General features: G+C 72.7%; 13 protein-coding genes. 4 read left to right on the top strand and 9 right to left on the bottom strand.

Annotation, left to right across the window (positions count from 1 at the left end):
• Position 1 precedes the first annotated feature (1 nt).
• The 7 genes from EDC57_RS12395 to EDC57_RS12365 form a co-directional block, all read right to left on the bottom strand.
• Complete coding sequence (locus EDC57_RS12395) at positions 2 to 1,072, bottom strand: AI-2E family transporter (RefSeq protein ID WP_123402271.1); 1,071 nt, start codon at positions 1,070 to 1,072, stop codon at positions 2 to 4.
• Positions 1,072 to 1,422, bottom strand: coding sequence for a Crp/Fnr family transcriptional regulator (locus EDC57_RS12390; protein WP_123402201.1), 351 nt, complete (start codon positions 1,420 to 1,422; stop codon positions 1,072 to 1,074). Before EDC57_RS12390 ends, EDC57_RS12395 begins: the two co-directional genes overlap by 1 nt.
• Positions 1,419 to 2,321: a selenium metabolism-associated LysR family transcriptional regulator gene (locus EDC57_RS12385; RefSeq protein WP_123402200.1), complete on the bottom strand. Its 903-nt coding sequence runs from the start codon at positions 2,319 to 2,321 to the stop codon at positions 1,419 to 1,421. The genes EDC57_RS12390 and EDC57_RS12385 overlap by 4 nt, the downstream gene beginning before the upstream one ends.
• Before the next feature lie 80 nt (positions 2,322 to 2,401).
• A complete protein-coding gene (locus EDC57_RS12380; RefSeq protein WP_123402199.1) occupies positions 2,402 to 5,635 on the bottom strand; it encodes an efflux RND transporter permease subunit in 3,234 nt (1,077 codons plus the stop codon).
• Positions 5,632 to 6,669 (bottom strand): efflux RND transporter periplasmic adaptor subunit, encoded by a 1,038-nt coding sequence (locus EDC57_RS12375; protein WP_123402198.1) that lies wholly within the window; start codon positions 6,667 to 6,669, stop codon positions 5,632 to 5,634. Before EDC57_RS12375 ends, EDC57_RS12380 begins: the two co-directional genes overlap by 4 nt.
• A gap of 78 nt (positions 6,670 to 6,747) precedes the next feature.
• The gene (locus EDC57_RS12370; RefSeq protein ID WP_123402197.1) at positions 6,748 to 7,254 is read right to left on the bottom strand and encodes a TIGR00645 family protein; all 507 of its coding nucleotides are present in this window, start codon (positions 7,252 to 7,254) and stop codon (positions 6,748 to 6,750) included.
• A complete protein-coding gene (locus tag EDC57_RS12365; protein ID WP_123402196.1) occupies positions 7,251 to 9,062 on the bottom strand; it encodes an ABCB family ABC transporter ATP-binding protein/permease in 1,812 nt (603 codons plus the stop codon). The genes EDC57_RS12370 and EDC57_RS12365 overlap by 4 nt, the downstream gene beginning before the upstream one ends.
• A gap of 136 nt (positions 9,063 to 9,198) precedes the next feature.
• On the opposite strand from EDC57_RS12365, the gene EDC57_RS12360 reads away from it, so the two are divergent.
• From EDC57_RS12360 to EDC57_RS13340, 4 genes are all read left to right on the top strand, one after another.
• Positions 9,199 to 9,483 (top strand): FmdB family zinc ribbon protein, encoded by a 285-nt coding sequence (locus EDC57_RS12360; protein WP_123402195.1) that lies wholly within the window; start codon positions 9,199 to 9,201, stop codon positions 9,481 to 9,483.
• Positions 9,484 to 9,591: 108 nt separating this feature from the next.
• Positions 9,592 to 11,364 carry an aspartate--tRNA ligase gene (gene aspS / locus EDC57_RS12355; RefSeq protein ID WP_123402194.1) on the top strand — a complete coding sequence of 591 codons (1,773 nt, stop codon included), beginning with the start codon at positions 9,592 to 9,594 and terminating at the stop codon, positions 11,362 to 11,364.
• A gap of 4 nt (positions 11,365 to 11,368) precedes the next feature.
• Positions 11,369 to 11,809 carry a dihydroneopterin triphosphate diphosphatase gene (gene nudB / locus EDC57_RS12350; RefSeq protein WP_123402193.1) on the top strand — a complete coding sequence of 147 codons (441 nt, stop codon included), beginning with the start codon at positions 11,369 to 11,371 and terminating at the stop codon, positions 11,807 to 11,809.
• Positions 11,810 to 11,814: 5 nt separating this feature from the next.
• The gene (locus EDC57_RS13340) at positions 11,815 to 12,462 is read left to right on the top strand and encodes an SHOCT domain-containing protein (protein ID WP_123402192.1); all 648 of its coding nucleotides are present in this window, start codon (positions 11,815 to 11,817) and stop codon (positions 12,460 to 12,462) included.
• A 7-nt stretch (positions 12,463 to 12,469) separates the two neighbouring features.
• Here EDC57_RS13340 and nadA read toward each other — a convergent pair whose 3' ends face one another.
• Both nadA and EDC57_RS12335 read right to left on the bottom strand, forming a co-directional pair.
• Positions 12,470 to 13,552, bottom strand: a complete 1,083-nt coding sequence (gene nadA, locus EDC57_RS12340) for a quinolinate synthase NadA (RefSeq protein ID WP_123402191.1) — start codon at positions 13,550 to 13,552, stop codon at positions 12,470 to 12,472.
• Positions 13,553 to 13,575: 23 nt separating this feature from the next.
• Positions 13,576 to 14,226 carry an NUDIX hydrolase gene (locus tag EDC57_RS12335; protein ID WP_123402190.1) on the bottom strand — a complete coding sequence of 217 codons (651 nt, stop codon included), beginning with the start codon at positions 14,224 to 14,226 and terminating at the stop codon, positions 13,576 to 13,578.
• Positions 14,227 to 14,257: the final 31 nt, after the last annotated feature.

Here is a 14,257-nt window from a genome sequence, read left to right as displayed (position 1 = left end):
CTCAGGCCGGGGCCGCCGCGCCCGCGTCCTCGCGCCGCGGCCAGGCCCGCAGCACCGCCGCCACCAGGGTCGCCAGCGGGATGGCGAAGAACACGCCCCAGAACCCCCACAGCCCGCCGAAGAAGAGCACCGCCACGATGATGGCGATGGGGTGGAGGTTGACCGCCTCGGAGAAGAGCAGCGGCACCAGGAGGTTGCCGTCGAGGGCCTGGATCACGCCGTAGGCCGCGAGCACGTAGGCGAACTCGGCGCTCCAGCCGAACTGCGACCAGGCCACCAGGGCCACCGGCAGGGTCGCCACCACCGCCCCCACGTAGGGCACCAGCACCGACAGGCCCACCATCAGCCCCAGCAGCATGGCGAAGCGCAGGTCCATGAGGGTGAAGGTGAGGTAGGTCGCGAACCAGACGATGAGGATCTCCCAGAACTTGCCGCGCACGTAGTTGCCGATCTGCACGTCCACGTCGCGCCAGACCCGGTGCGCAAGCCCGCGGTCGCGCGGCAGGTAGCCCCGCACCCAGGCGAGGATGCGGTGCTTGTCCTTGAGGAAGAAGAAGACCATCAGCGGCACCAGGATCAGGTACACGCCCACGGTGATGATCCCCACCAGCGAGGCCACCGAGTAGGAGAGGAGCCGCTGGCCGAAGCCCACGAGCTCGCCGCGCACCTGGGCGATGAGCTCGCGCATCTGCTCCTCGGTGACCACCTGCGGGTAGTGCTGGGGCAGCTGCAGCAGCGCCTGCTGGCCGCGGTTGATCATCTGCGGCAGGTCCTGCACCAGCTCCGTCACCTGGCGAGAAAGCAGCGGCAGCAGCCCGAAGAGGACCAGCGCCACGAGGGCCAGGAAGGCGAGGTAGACCACGATCACCGCCGGCAGCCGCCGGCGCAGGATGCGCTCGAGGGGCGAGACCAAGCCCTCGAGGAGATAGGCGATGACGAGGGCCGCGATCACCGGCGCCAGCATCCGCCCGAAGGCCGCCACCAGGCCGAAGCCGGCCACCAGGAGGAAGGCGAGGATGAAGGCCTCGGGATCGGAGAAGTGGCGCCGGTACCAGCGGCGCAGGTACTCGATCACCCCGCTTCCTCCTCGCGCAGCCGGCGGTAGTGGCGCTCGAACAGCGCCTCCAGCGCATCGATCACCTCGGCCGCCTCGCGCCCGCCGAGGACGTGCTCCGACAGGAGCGCGGCGGCCTCGTGCAGCACCCGCTCGGGGTCCACCATGGGGTAGGTCCGGCGCAGCCGCCGCATCGCCGCCACCACCGTCTCCTCGGCCGGGCGCGGGATCGGCCGCGGCGCATCCACCGGCGGGCGCGGGCTGCGCGCGGCGAGGAACTCGGCATAGTCCAGGAGGCTCCGCCGGCCGGCCTCGTCGAGCCTGCGCCAGAGCTGCAGCAGCCGCCGCTCCCGCCCGCCTCCGTTCATGCCGCGTGCGTCTCGCAGTACTGGCGCGCGAACTCCAGCAGCTCCTCGATGGTGCGGTGGCGGAACTTCTGCTTCTGGTGGACGAAGGAGAAGGGGCGCTCGATGGGGGGGTCGAGGGGGATCGCGGCGAGGGTGCCGAGGGCGAGCTCCTTCTGCAGGGTGGCGCGGGAGATGATGGCGACACCCATGCCCGCCTCCACCGCGCCCTTGATGGCCTCGGGGTTGCCGAGCTCGAGCACGGCGCGCACCCCCGACGGGTCGATGCCCTGCTCGCGCAGGTACTGCTCCACCACCTCGCGCGTCCCCGAGCCCTCCTCGCGGTCCACGTAGGGGTACTCCAGCAGCCGCGCCGGCGTCACCGAGGCCTCGCCCGCGAGGGGGTGGTGCGGGGGCACGATGGCCACCAGCTGGTCCATGCGGCAGATCTCCACCGCCAGGTTGCGGTTGCCCACCGGCCCCTCCACCACGCCGAGATCCACGGTGTTCTGCTCCACCATGGAGACGATGCCCTCGGTGTTGCTCACCTTGAGCTGGATGTGCACGTCCGGATGGTGGTGCTTGAAGTCGCCGAGCAGCGCCGGGAGCATGTACTCGGCGATGGTGGTGCTGGCGCCGATGGCGAGGCTGCCCGCGATCTCGCCGGTGATCTCGCGCACCGCGTTCTCCATCTCGCGGTAGAGGACGAAGATCTGGTCGGCGTAGCGGTAGACCGCCCGGCCGGCCTCGGTCAGGCTGATGCGGTTGTGGGTGCGGTCGAACAGCCGCGTGTTGAACTGCTCCTCGAGCTGGCGGATCTGGAAGGTCACCGCCGGCTGCGTCATGTGCAGCGCCTCGGCCGCCTTGGTGAAGCTCAGCAGCCGCGCGACGGTGTGGAAGACCTGGAGCCTGCGATCGGCCATGACGGCAATCCCCTCCCGCGGGCCGGCACCCGCGGGGGAAATATATCAGCTTTGGCGACGGCCCCGGCAGGCCGCCGCGCTCAGCCCATGCGCCGGTGTCGCACGGCGTAGTAGAGCACCGGGATCACCACCAGGGTGAGCACGGTGGAGACGAAGATGCCGAAGATCAGCGACACCGCGAGGCCGCTGAAGATGGGGTCGTCGAGGATGAAGAAGGCCCCCAGCATCGCCGCCAGCGCGGTGAGCGCGATGGGCCGCGCGCGCACCGCCGCCGCGCGGATCACCGCCTCGTCGAAGGGCACCCCGCGCGCCGCCTCGTCGTTGACGAAGTCCACGAGCAGGATGGAGTTGCGCACGATGATGCCCGCCAGCGCGATCATGCCGATCATGGAGGTGGCGGTGAACTCGCGCCCGAGCAGCGCGTGCCCCGGCATGACGCCGACGATGGTCAGCGGGATCGGGGCCATGATCACCAGCGGCACGAGATAGGAGCGGAACTGCCCCACCACCAGCAGGTAGATCAGCACCAGCCCCACCGAGTAGGCGATGCCCATGTCGCGGAAGGTCTCGTAGGTGACCTGCCACTCGCCGTCCCACTTGACGCTGTAGCGGTAGGGGTCGTCGGGCTGGCCGACGAAGAACTGCGGAAGCTCGCGAAAGCCGCCCAGCCCCTCGCGGGCGAGGCGCAGGACCATGCGGAACATGCCGTAGAGGGGGCTGTCGATCGCGCCGGCGACGTCGCCCACCACGTAGACCACGGGCAGCAGGTCCTTGTGGTAGATGGGCTGCTCGCGGCGCACCTCGGCCACCTCCACCACCTCGGACAGCGGCACCAGCGCCCCGCCCCGCGCCCGCAGCCGCATCGCCAGCACCCCCTGGAGATCCGCCTTGTCCTTCACCGGCAGCTCCATGCGCACCGGGATCGGGTACTTGGCGGTCTCGTCGTGGAGGTAGGCGGCGTCCTCGCCGCCCAGCGCGGCCCGCACCGCGGCCACCACGTCGGCCTGCGCCAGCCCCAGCAGCGCCGCCTTCTGGCGGTCGACGCGCAGCACCAGCTTCGGCGCCGGCGCCTCGGTGCTGTCGTCGACGTCCACCACGTCGGGGGTCTGCTCGAAGACCTCGCGCAGGCGGCGGGCGACCTCGATCTGGCCCTCGTAGTCGAGGCCGTAGACCTCGGCCACCAGGGGCGAGAGCACGGGCGGGCCCGGCGGCACCTCCACCACCTTGACCGCGCCGCCGTGGCGGCGCGCGATCTCGACCAGCCTCGGCCGCACGGCGCGCGCGATCTCGTGGCTCTTGCGGCTGCGCCGGTGCTTGTCCACGAGGTTGACCTGGATGTCGCCCAGGTGCGGCGCCTGCCGCAGGTAGTACTGGCGCACCAGGCCGTTGAAGTTGATGGGCGCGGCGGTGCCGGCGTAGATCTGGTAGTCGGTGACCTCGGGCACCGTGGCCAGGTAGCGCGCCATCTCGCCGAGCACCGCCGCCGTGCGCTCCACCGGCGTGCCCTCGGGCATGTCCAGCACCACCTGGAACTCGGACTTGTTGTCGAAGGGGAGCATCTTGAGGATCACGTGCCCGGTCGCCGGCAGCGCGGCGGCGGCGGCGATGAGCACCACGACGGCCGCGGACAGGGCGCGCCGCGCCCAGCGCCCCTCGCGCCCACGCAGGAACGGGCCCATGAGGCGCGCGAAGAGGCGCTGCAGCCGCGGCGGCACCGCCTCCCCGGCGTGCCCGGCCCCGCCCGCGGCCCCGGCGCGGCGCTGCCTGCGCCGCAGCACCTCGTGCATGAGCCAGGGCGTGACCACGAAGGCCACCGCCAGGGAGATGAGCATGCCGGTGCTGGCGTTGATGGGGATCGGGCTCATGTAGGGGCCCATGAGGCCGGTGACGAAGGCCATGGGCAGCAGCGCCGCCACCACCGTGAGGGTGGCGAGGATGGTGGGGCCGCCCACCTCGTCCACGGCACGGGGGATGGCCTCCAGGAGCGAGCCCTCGCCCATGGCCACGTGGCGGTGGATGTTCTCCACCACGACGATGGCGTCGTCGACGAGGATGCCGATGGAGAAGATGAGGGCGAAGAGGGAGACGCGGTTGAGGGTGAAGCCCCAGGCCCAGGAGGCGAAGAGCGTCACGGCCAGCGTCACCACCACCGCGGTCCCCACCACCAGGGCCTCGCGCCAGCCCAGCGTGAACAGCACCAGCAGCACCACCGTGACCGTGGCGAAGACGAGCTTCTTGATCAGCGTCATCGCCTTGTCCTCGGCGGTGGCGCCGTAGTTGCGGGTCACGGTGGCGTGCACCCCCTCGGGCACGAAGGTGCCCTTGAGCTGCTCGAAGCGCTCGATGAGCCGTTCGGCGATGTCCACCGCGTTGGTGCCGGGCTTCTTGGCCACGGCGATGGTCACGGCGGGGTATTCCCGCCCCGGCGCAAGCCCCCGCTGCGCCGCCGCCGCGCCGGTGCCGAAGCGGACGTAGCGCTCGGGCTGGTCCGGCCCGTAGCGGATCTCGGCCACGTCGCGCAGGTACACGGGACGGCCCTCGTGCACCCCCACCACCAGCTCGCCCACCTCCTCGGGCTGCGACAGGAACAGGCCCGCCTGGACCGCGACCTCGGCGTTGTCGCGCACCAGGCCGCCCGCCTCCGCCGAGGTGTTGGCGAGGGCGAGGGCGGCGCGCAGGTCGCTCAGGGCGATGCCGTAGCCGGCCATGCGCTGCGGGTCGAGGAGGACGTGGACGACGCGGTCCGGGGCGCCGATGGTGTAGATGTCCCGCGTGCCCGGGACGCGCTTGAGCTCGGCCTCGATGGCGTGGGCGATGCGCGCAAGCTCGTGGGCGCCGATGCGCGGATCCTCCGACCACAGCGTGCCGGCCACGATGGGCACGTCGTCGATGCCCTTGGGCTTGATGATGGGCCGGCCCACGCCGACGCCCTGGGGCAGCCAGTCCTCGTGGGAGAAGACCGCGTTGTAGAGGCGCACGATGGCCTTCTCCCGCGCCTCGCCCACCTTGAAGCGCACGGTCAGGATCGCCATCCCCGGGCGGGAGACCGAGTAGACGTGCTTGACGCCGGCGATCTCGGACATCACCTGCTCGGCCGGCGTCGTCACCAGATGCTCCACCTCCCGGGCGCTGGCGCCCGGAAAGGGGATGAAGACGTTGGCGAAGGTGACGTCGATCTGGGGCTCCTCCTCGCGCGGCGTCACCAGTACCGCAAAGAGCCCCATGAGCAGCCCCACGAGGGCGAGCAGCGGCGTGATCTCCGAGTCCTGGAAGCGGCGCGCGATGGCGCCGGAGATGCCGAGGCGCGTGCTCACCGCCGCCCCTCCGCGGCCCGCTCCTTGAGGGCGATGCCGGCGCGGATGGGATCGAGGGCCACGCGCTCGCCCTCGGCCAGCCCGGCGAGGACCTCCAGCCGCCCGTCGTCGAGGCGCCGCCCCACCCGCACCAGGCGCAGGTGGATCCCGCCCGCCTCGTCCACGACGTAGACGGCCTGCACCTCGCTGCGCCGCACCAGGGCCTGCGCCGGGATCAGGAGGCGCGGCACCCGCCCCAGGGTGAAGGCGGCCTTGACCAGCATCCCCGGGTAGAGGTCCTTCACCCCGGGGTCCAGCGCGAGGCGCACGCGCACGGTGTGGGTGACGGGATCGGCGTAGGGGAAGACGGTGACGCGCTCGCGCGGGATGGCCAGGGTGCGCCCGTCGGGCAGCCGCACCCGCACCGCCGCGCCCGCGCGCACGCGCTCGGCGAGGCTCTGCGGCACCGCCGCCGTGACCCGGAGCCGCTCCAGCGACAGCCCCGCCATGAGCGGCGTGCCCGGCTGCACGCTCTCGCCCACCTCCACCATGCGGCGGGTGACGATGCCGGCGTAGGGGGCGCGGATGCGGGTGCGCTCCAGGGCCTCCTCGGCCGCCGCCACCTGCGCCTCGGCCGCCATCACGCGCGCCCGCGCGGCGTCCAGGGCGGCCCGGGCGCGGTCGAGCTCGGCCCGCGCCACGAGCCCCCGCCGGTGGAGCCGCTCGACGCGCCCGAACTCGGTCTCGGCCTCGCGCACCCGGGCCCTCGCCTCGGCGAGCTGGGCCTGCGCCGCCTCGAGCCCGGCGCGATGCGCGGTGTCGTCGAGGCGGACGATGAGCGCCCCGGCGGGGACGTAGTCGTCCACGTCGAAGAGCACCTCCACCACCCGGCCGGCGGTGCGGGCGGCGACGGTGGCCTGGTTGACCGCCTCCACCACCGCGTCCATCACCCGTTCCTCGGCCACGGGCTCGCGCACCACGGTGGCCGTCTCCAGCGCCGCGGCCGCGGGACCGGCAAGCGCCATCAGCAGGATCAGAGACTTCCACGCCCGCATGGATGGTCCCTCCGCATGGGGTGGGCACCAAATGTATTTTAGAATATTCTAATAGTCAAGATAGGCAGGCGCCCCGCCTCAGTGGCCGCCCTTGCCCTCCGCGATGCGGTCGGTGACCGCGAAGAGCACCCCCGAGACCACGAAGGTGAGGTGGATGCCGACACGCCAGGCGAGCTGGGCGTGGGACAGCGCGTCGGCGTTGATGAAGGCCTTGAGGAGCTCGATCGCGGAGATGGCCACGATGGAGCCCATGACCTTGATCTTGAGGTCGGAGAAGCCGACCTTGCCCATCCAGGCGGGGCGGTCGGCGTGCTCGCCGATGTCGAACTTGGAGACGAAGTTCTCGTAGCCGCTGAAGACGATGATGAGCAGCAGCCCGGCGAGCAGGGTGACGTCGACGAGGTCGAGCACGGCGAGGATCAGGGCGGCGCCGTCGCCGCCGGCGAGCACCGGCGCAAGCCCCACCAGCCCCTTGAGGAACTTCGCCAGCAGGGCGAGGATCGCGAGCACGAGCCCGACGAAGAAGGGCGCAAGCAGCCAGCGGGTGCGGAAGAGCCACTGCTCGAGGACGCGCTCGGCGCTCATTCGCTGCTCCCTCCTGCGCGCACGGCCACGGGTGCCTCCTCCTGCTGCTGCAGGGCCCACATCTTCGCATAGAGCGCGCCGCGCGCAAGCAGGGCGGCGTGATCGCCCCGCTCGACGATGCGCCCGCCCTCCAGGACCAGGATCTGGTCGGCGTCGGCGACGGTGGAGAGCCGGTGCGCGATGACCAGGGTGGTGCGCGCGGCCGCCACCTCCGCCAGGGCCTCGAGGATGATGCGCTCGGAGGCGCTGTCGAGGCTCGAGGTGGCCTCGTCGAAGATCAGGATCCGGGGCCGCTTGAGGATCGCGCGGGCGATGGCCACGCGCTGCTTCTCGCCCCCGGAGAGCTTGAGCCCGCGCTCGCCCACCACCGTGTCCCAGCCCGCCGGCAGGGAGGCGATGAAGTCGGCCAGATGCGCCAGCCGCGCCGCCTCCTCCACCTCCGCCCGGGTGGCGTCGGGGCGGCCGTAGGCGATGTTGTAGTAGATCGTCTCGTTGAAGAGGACCGTGTCCTGGGGCACGATGCCGATGGCCGCGCGCAGGCTCGCCTGGGTCACGGCGCGGATGTCCTGGCCGTCGATCAGGATGCGCCCGCGCTGCACGTCGTAGAAGCGGAAGAGCAGCCGCGCGAGCGTCGACTTGCCGGCCCCGCTCGGCCCCACCACCGCCACCCGCGCCCCCGGCGGGATCTCGAAGTCGACGTCGTGGAGGATGGGCCGCTCGGGCTGGTAGCCGAAGTGGACGTGCTCGAAGCGCACCGCGCCGCGCCGCAGCACCAGCGCCGGCGCCCCCGGACGGTCGCGGATCTCCGGCTCCTCCTCGAGGAGCCGGAACATCATCTCCATGTCCGAGAGGGCGTGCTTGACCTGGCTGTAGACCATGCCGAGGAAGCCCAGCGGGATGAAGAGCTGGAGCATGAAGGCGTTGACCATCACCAGGTCGCCGAGCGAGAGGGTGCCGGCCACCACCCCCTGGGCGGCCATGACCATGATCGCGGTCACCGCCGCGGCGATGATCGCCCCCTGGCCGAAGTTGAGGGCGGAAAGCGAGGTCTGGGTGCGGACCGCCGCCCGCTCCCACTCGGCGAGGGTGCGGTCGTAGCGGGCGAGCTCGTAGGCCTCGTTGTTGAAGCACTTGACCGTCTCGTAGTTGATGAGCCCGTCCACGGCGAGGGTGTTGGCCTTGGAGTCCATGGCGTTCATGCGGTGGCGGAAGCGCATCCGCCACTCGGTGACGAGCACCGTATAGCCGACGTAGAGCACCACCGCCACCACGGTGACGGCGAGGTAGCGCAGGTCGTAGCGCACCACCAGGATCGCCCCCACCAGCGCCAGCTCCACCGCCGTGGGGATGATGCTGAAGACGGCGTAGTTGAGCAGCGAGCTCAGGCTGCGGGTGCCGCGCTCGATGTCGCGCGAGATCGCCCCCGTCTTGCGCTCCAGGTGGTAGCGCAGCGAGAGGTCGTAGAGGTGGCGCAGGACCCGGCGCGAGACCTCGCGCACCGCGCCGTGGCGCACGCGGGCGAAGACGGCGTCGCGCAGCTCGTTGAACATGCCCTGCGCCGCGCGCAGGGCGCCGTAGCCGAGGAGCAGCCCCAGCGGCAGCACCGCCTCGCCCGGCGCGGCATCCAGGGCGTCGACGATGCCCTTGAGGGCGACCGGCACCGACACCGTCGCCAGCTTCGCCGCCACGAGGCAGGCGAGGGCGAGCCCCGCCCGGCCGCGGTAGCGCCAGACGAAGGGCAGGATCGCGCGCAGCGTGCGCAGGTCGTCGCGGTCGCGCAGGGCCTCCTGGGTGCGGCGCCGGTGCATGCTCCTCCTCCGGGGCGCCGAGTCTAGCGCAGACTTGGGCGAGCGTGGTGCTCGGGTATAATCCGGCGCCGGTCTTGAAAGGGGCGGGGTGCGCCCCGACATCGCGCGCGGACGATCAACCAGCGAGGTTGCGACCATGCCCATCTACGAGTACGCCTGCACCGCCTGCGGCCATGAGCTGGAGGCGCTTCAGAAGATGAGCGACGAGCCCCTGACCGACTGCCCGGAGTGCGGCGGATCGACCCTCAAGCGGCTGATCTCGGCGGCCGGCTTCCGCCTCAAGGGGAGCGGCTGGTACGAGACCGACTTCAAGAAGGGCAACCGCCGCAACATCGCCGAGTCCTCGGACGGCAAGGGCGAGAGCAAGAAGGGCGGCGAGGGGGCCGCCTGCGGCGCCGGCGCCTGCGACGCCTGCGCCTGAGCCGCGGGCCTTCGCCCCTCCCCGCGGGCCCCGGCGCGCCTTGCGCGCGCCGGGGCCCGTGCGTACCATGGGTCGCCTTTTTCCGGGGGACCTGCGGGGATGCTCTCGATGCGTAGCCACTACTGCGGCCACCTCCACCTCGCCCACCTGGACCAGGAGGTCGAGCTCTGCGGCTGGGTCCACCGCCGCCGCGACCACGGCGGGATCATCTTCGTCGACCTGCGCGATCGCGAAGGCGTCGTCCAGGTGGTCTTCGACCCGGAGCGGCCGCAGTGCTTCGCCGAGGCCGAGCGGCTGCGCAGCGAGTACGTGGTGCGCGTGCGCGGGCGGGTGCGCCGCCGCCCCGCCGGCACCGAGAACCCCGATCTCGCCACCGGCGAGGTGGAGGTGGTGGCGCACGGGCTGGAGATCCTCAACCGCGCCGAGACGCCCCCCTTCCCCCTCGACGAGTACACCGAGGTCGGCGAGGAGGTGCGCCTGCGCTACCGCTACCTCGACCTGCGCCGGCCGCAGATGCTGGAGCGGCTGCGCCTGCGCAGCCGCATCGTCTCCACCCTGCGGGCGTTCCTCGACGGGCACGGCTTCATCGAGGTGGAGACGCCGTGCCTGACCAAGGCCACCCCCGAGGGCGCGCGCGACTACCTGGTGCCGAGCCGGGTCCACCCCGGCGCCTTCTACGCCCTGCCTCAGTCGCCGCAGATCTTCAAGCAGCTGCTGATGATGTCGGGCTTCGACCGCTACTATCAGGTGGCGCGCTGCTTCCGCGACGAGGACCTGCGCGCCGACCGCCAGCCGGAGTTCACCCAGCTCGACATCGAGGTCTCGTTCATGGACGAGCGCGAGATCACGCTCCTCATGGAGGAGATGATCCGCGACCTCTTCGCCCGCGTCCTCGAGGTGCCCCTGCCGCGCGCCTTCCCGCGCATGAGCTACGCCGAGGCGGTGCGCCGCTTCGGCACCGACCGCCCCGACCTGCGCATCCCGCTGGAGCTGGTGGACGTGGCGGACCTGGTGCGCGAGGCCGAGTTCAAGGTCTTCGCCGGCCCCGCCAACGACCCCGCGGGCCGGGTGGCGGCGCTGCGGGTGCCCGGCGGCGGGCGCCTCAGCCGCAAGGAGATCGACGACTACACCGCCTTCGTGGGCCGCTACGGGGCGCGGGGGCTCGCCTACGTCAAGGTCAACGAGGCCGCGCGCGGGCGCGAGGGCCTGCAGTCGCCGATCCTCAAGTTCCTGCCCGACGAGGCGGTGCAGGGGATTCTCGAGCGCACCGGCGCCGTCGACGGCGACCTCGTCTTCTTCGGCGCCGACAAGGCGGCGGTGGTGAACGAGTCGCTGGGGGCGCTGCGGGTGCGCCTCGGCCACGACCTCGGCCTCGTCGAGCACGGCTGGCGTCCGCTGTGGGTGGTGGACTTCCCGATGTTCGAGTGGAACGCGGACGAGGGCCGCTGGGAGGCCCTGCACCACCCGTTCACGGCGCCGCGCTGCGACGACCCCGAGGCCCTGGCCGCAGACCCCGGCGCCGTCCTCTCGCGCGCCTACGACCTCGTCCTCAACGGCCACGAGATCGGCGGCGGCTCGGTCCGCATCCACCGCCCCGAGATGCAGCAGGCCGTCTTCCGCCTCCTCGGCCTCTCCGAGGCGGAGGCGGAGGAGAAGTTCGGCTTCCTCGTGCGCGCGCTGCGCTACGGCTGCCCGCCCCACGGCGGCATCGCCTTCGGCCTCGACCGCCTGGCCATGCTCATGACCGGGGCCCCCTCCATCCGCGACGTCATCGCCTTCCCCAAGACCCAGACCGCGAGCTGCCCGCTCACGGGGGCGCCGGCGGCGGTGAGCGAGGCGCAGCTGCGCGAGCTCAACCTCAGGGTGCGCCACAGCGGCTAGCCCCGTGGCGGGCTTCCGCCGCCCCGAGTCGGTCCTGGTGGTGGTGCACACCGCGCTGGGGCACGTGCTGCTGCTCGAACGCGTCCACCCGCCGGGCTTCTGGCAGTCGGTGACGGGATCCCTCGGCTGGGACGAGACCCCGCAGGAGGCGGCGGTGCGCGAGCTCGCCGAGGAGACCGGGATCGAGGGCGTGCCCGTGATCGACTGCCGGCGCACCAACCGCTTCCCGATCCTGCCGCCCTGGCGCCACCGCTTCGCCCCCGGGGTGACCGAGAACGTGGAGCACGTCTTCCGCGTCGAGCTGCCGCAGCCGGTGGTGGTGCGCCTCGCGCCGGGCGAGCACCGGGCCTGGCGCTGGCTGCCGCGGGAGGCGGCGGCGCGGCTCGCGAGCTCCTGGACCGACCGGGACGCGATCCGCAACTTCGTCCCCGCCGCGGCGTGCTAGATTCGATGGCGCATCCCCGGCACGGAGAATCCCGCCTGCCCCGCCGCCCCGCCGCCCTCGTCCTCGCCGCCGCCCTGCTTGCGGGCTGCGCCGCCGCGCGCCCGCAGCCGGAGCCCGCCCCCGTGCGCATCTACCCGCTGCCCCGGGCCGAGGTGGAGGCGGCGGTGCGCGACGTGCTCGCGCGCGAGTTCCCCGGCCGGCGCATCTTCCGCCTCCAGGGGGATGCGCCGGGGCTCTACGTCGAGGTGACGCCCCCGCCCTCGCCCGATGCCGACCCCCGCGCCCGCTTCGTCGAGGCGCGCTACGTCCATCGCGTGCTGATCCTGCCCGTGGCGGGCCGCACCGCCATGGGCGAGGCGGTGCAGGGCTACCGGGTCGAGGTGCGCGGCGGCGGCAACGTCGAGGACCAGGCGGCGCTCAACGCCCGCCTGCGCGAGCGCATCCATGCGCGCCTTGCGGCCCTGGCCGCCCCGGTGGCGGCCACCGCCGCCCGGCCGCGGGCCGAAGAACCCCCGGCCGCGGTCCCGGCGGCCCCGGCCGCCGCCTCCGACCCGGTGGAGCTGCTGCGCCGCCTCAAGCGGCTGCGCGACGAGGGCGTCATCACCGACGAGGAGTTCCGGCGCAAGAAGGCCGAGATCCTCGAGCGGCTGTGAGCCGCGCTCAGGCGTCGTTGTTGCCGTAGATCTCCTGGCGGCGCGCGCGGGCGAAGTCCAGCAGGCGGCGGATCGGGACCAGGGCGCGCTCGGCGACGGCGGGGTCGACGTGGACCTCGTTCGCCCCCGTCTCCAGCACCTGCGCCAGGCGCCTGAGGCCGTTCATAGCCATCCACGGGCAGCGCTCGCAGCTGGTGCAGGTGGCGCCGCGCCCGCCCGTGGGGGCCTCGATGAAGGTCTTGCCCGGGGCCGCCTCGCGCATCTTGTGGAAGATGCCGGGCTCGGTGGCGACGATGAAGACCTCGGCGTCCATGCGCCGCGCCGCCTCGATGATGCCCGAGGTGGAGCCCACGTAGTCGGCCTGGGCCACCACCTCCGCCGGCGACTCCGGATGGACCAGCACCTTGGCCTGCGGATGCTCGGCCCGCAGCCGCGCGAGGGCCTCGGCCTGGAAGGACTCGTGGACCACGCAGGCGCCGTCCCACAGCAGCATGTCGGCCCCGGTCTGCTCGCGCACCCAGCGGCCGAGATGGCGGTCGGGCGCCCACAGGATCCGCTCGCCGCGCGCCTTGAGGTGGCGCACCACGTCGAGGGCGCTGCCCGAGGTCACCATCCAGTCGGCGCGCGCCTTCACCGCCGCGCTGGTGTTGGCGTATACCACCACCGTGCGGTCGGGGTGCCGGTCGCAGAAGGCGGCGAACGCCTCCGCCGGGCAGGCGAGGTCGAGGGAGCACTCGGCGCCGAGGTCGGGCATGAGGACCCGCTTCTCGGGGTTGAGGATCTTGGCGGTCTCGCCCATGAAGCGCACGCCGCAGACCACCAGCGTCGAGGCCGGATGCTCGTGGCCGAAGCGCGCCATGTCGAGGGAGTCCGAGACATGCCCCCCGGTCTCGTCGGCCAGGCGCTGCAGCTCCGGATCCGTGTAGTAGTGGGCCACCAGCACCGCGTCCTGCTCCTCGAGCAGGCGCTTGATGCGCGCCCGCAGCGCCTCGCGCTCCGCCGGCTCGAGCACCTCCGGCTGCACCGCCGGGATCTCCTCCGGGCGCAGGATGCGCGCCGGCCCCGGCTGCGGCTCCACCTTGGCATGCATGATCCGCCTCCTCCCCGCTGCCCTCAGCGAACGATCTCCACCCGGTCGCCGTGCCGCGCCCGGTAGAGGCGCGCCGGCCGGTGGTTGCCCTGCCGCACCCTGCGGCCCGTGTCCTCGATGCAGCCGATGGCGAGCATGCGCTTGCGGAAGTTGCGCTTGTCCAGGGGCTCGCCCAGCACCGCCTCGAAGACCTCCTGCAGCTCCCGGAGCGTGAACGGCCGCGGCAGGAAGCGCAGCCCCAGGGTCGAGTAGTGGATCTTGGCCCGCAGCCGCTCCACCGCCAGCGCCACCACCTCGGCATGATCCCCGGCAAGCGGCGGCAGCCCGTCCACGGCGAAGCGCCTGCCGGGCCGCGCCGGGGCGCTGCCCACCGGGGCGAGCGCGAAGTAGGCCACCGCCACCTCCCGCACGCCGTCGCCGCGCCCGGCGGCACCGAAGGTGTAGAGCTGCTCGAGGTGCGTGGCCTCGGCGCCGAAGACCTCCGCCAGCACCTCCGCCGCGGCCTCCTCGAGATCCTCCTCGGCGGCGAGCCGCCGCCCGGGAAGGCGCCACCTGCCGGCGCCGGCCGGCAGCAGGTGCACCCCCAGGGCGCCGTCCTCGACGCTGAAGAGCACCACCAGCACCGCCACCGCGATGGGGGCGGCGGCCGTCCCGCCTGCGATCCCGTCCGTCAACGGCTTCGTGTACGGTCTACACCCGCGGACC

The organism is Inmirania thermothiophila (assembly GCF_003751635.1).
Taxonomy (GTDB): domain Bacteria; phylum Pseudomonadota; class Gammaproteobacteria; order DSM-100275; family DSM-100275; genus Inmirania; species Inmirania thermothiophila.
Note: the sequence above shows the minus strand (reverse complement) of the source record. Positions and strands in the feature narration are given on the sequence as shown.

Bases quoted from the DNA above. Each gene is read 5' to 3' on its own strand.
- aspS (WP_123402194.1), top strand. From the start codon at position 9,592: ATGCGTAGCCACTACTGCGGCCACCTCCACCTCGCCCACCTGGACCAG.
- EDC57_RS12390 (WP_123402201.1), bottom strand. From the start codon at position 1,422: ATGAACGGAGGCGGGCGGGAGCGGCGGCTGCTGCAGCTCTGGCGCAGG.
- EDC57_RS12365 (WP_123402196.1), bottom strand. From the start codon at position 9,062: ATGCACCGGCGCCGCACCCAGGAGGCCCTGCGCGACCGCGACGACCTG.
- EDC57_RS13340 (WP_123402192.1), top strand. From the start codon at position 11,815: ATGGCGCATCCCCGGCACGGAGAATCCCGCCTGCCCCGCCGCCCCGCC.
- EDC57_RS12370 (WP_123402197.1), bottom strand. From the start codon at position 7,254: ATGAGCGCCGAGCGCGTCCTCGAGCAGTGGCTCTTCCGCACCCGCTGG.
- EDC57_RS12360 (WP_123402195.1), top strand. From the start codon at position 9,199: ATGCCCATCTACGAGTACGCCTGCACCGCCTGCGGCCATGAGCTGGAG.
- nadA (WP_123402191.1), bottom strand. From the start codon at position 13,552: ATGCATGCCAAGGTGGAGCCGCAGCCGGGGCCGGCGCGCATCCTGCGC.
- EDC57_RS12385 (WP_123402200.1), bottom strand. From the start codon at position 2,321: ATGGCCGATCGCAGGCTCCAGGTCTTCCACACCGTCGCGCGGCTGCTG.
- EDC57_RS12375 (WP_123402198.1), bottom strand. From the start codon at position 6,669: ATGCGGGCGTGGAAGTCTCTGATCCTGCTGATGGCGCTTGCCGGTCCC.